Source organism: Teichococcus wenyumeiae (assembly GCF_003696345.1).
In the GTDB taxonomy this organism is placed as follows: Bacteria; Pseudomonadota; Alphaproteobacteria; order Acetobacterales; family Acetobacteraceae; genus Pseudoroseomonas; species Pseudoroseomonas wenyumeiae.
The window spans coordinates 1-1,038 of sequence record NZ_RFLX01000164.1 but is presented as its reverse complement, the minus strand read 5'-3'; the positions used below and the strand labels follow the sequence as shown (position 1 = coordinate 1,038).

Genomic DNA, 1,038 nt, shown 5'->3' with positions numbered 1-1,038 from the left:
CAGATCTGGCAGGGCATGCCGCCGTTCGCGGATCTGCCCGCCCTCAATGCGTGGCTGGAGGCCCGCTGCATCGAGCGCTGGAGCGAACTGTCTCATGGGGTTCTGCCAGGCAGCGTCGCCGAGGTGCAGGCCCGGGAGCGGATGAACCTGATGCCGATGGGACGGGCGTTCGACGGGTTTGTCGAGCACACCAAGCGGGTGTCGCCGACCTGCCTCGTGCACTTCGAGAGCAACCGCTACAGCGTCCCGGCCTCGTTCGCCAATCGGCCGGTCAGCCTGCGGGTCTATCCCGACCGGCTCGTCGTGGCGGCCGAGGGACAGGTCCTGTGCGAGCACGCCCGGATCGTCGAGCGCGCGCACGACGTGCCCGGCCGCACGGTCTACGACTGGCGGCACTACCTGGCGGTGATCCAGCGCAAGCCGGGCGCTCTGCGCAACGGCGCGCCCTTTGCCGAGATGCCGGAGGCGTTCCGCAAGCTCCAGGTCCAGCTCATCCGGCGGCCCGGGGGTGAGCGGGAGATGGTGGATGTCCTCGCCCTCGTGCTGCAGCACGACGAGCAGGCTGTGCTGTGCGCCGTGGAACTGGCTCTCGAGGACGGCGTCGCCACCAAGACCCACATCCTCAACATTCTGCACCGCCTGACCGACGGCAAGAACACGGCCGCAGTCATCGATGCACCCCAGGCCCTCGTCCTCGACCAGGAGCCGAGGGCCGACATTGGGCGCTACGACACGCTGCGGAACCGCGAGGTGCGCCATGCGTCATGACCCCGCCAGCGCCGCTCTCGTGGTCATGCTGCGCGGGCTCAAGATGTACGGCATGGCTCAAGCAGTCGCCGAGCTGATGGAACAGGGCGCACCGGCGTTCGAGGCGGCCGTCCCCATTCTCTCCCAACTGCTCAAGGCCGAGGTGGCGGAGCGCGAGGTGCGCTCGATCGCCTACCAGACCAAAGCCGCCCGGTTCCCCGCCTACAAAGACCTGGCCGGGTTCGATTTCGCGGCCAGCGGGGTCAACGAGGCCACGGTCCGGCAACTGCA

The 1,038-nt window shown here is 68.7% G+C and carries 2 protein-coding genes; both read left to right on the top strand.

The window, feature by feature from the left end:
• Positions 1–768, top strand: a 768-nt coding sequence (locus EBE87_RS28395; RefSeq protein ID WP_408887778.1) for a Mu transposase domain-containing protein, incomplete at its 5' end; no start/stop codon positions are given.
• On the top strand, positions 758–1,038 hold a 281-nt coding region (locus tag EBE87_RS28390; RefSeq protein ID WP_233560293.1), incomplete at its 3' end, for an ATP-binding protein. The genes EBE87_RS28395 and EBE87_RS28390, both read left to right, overlap by 11 nt.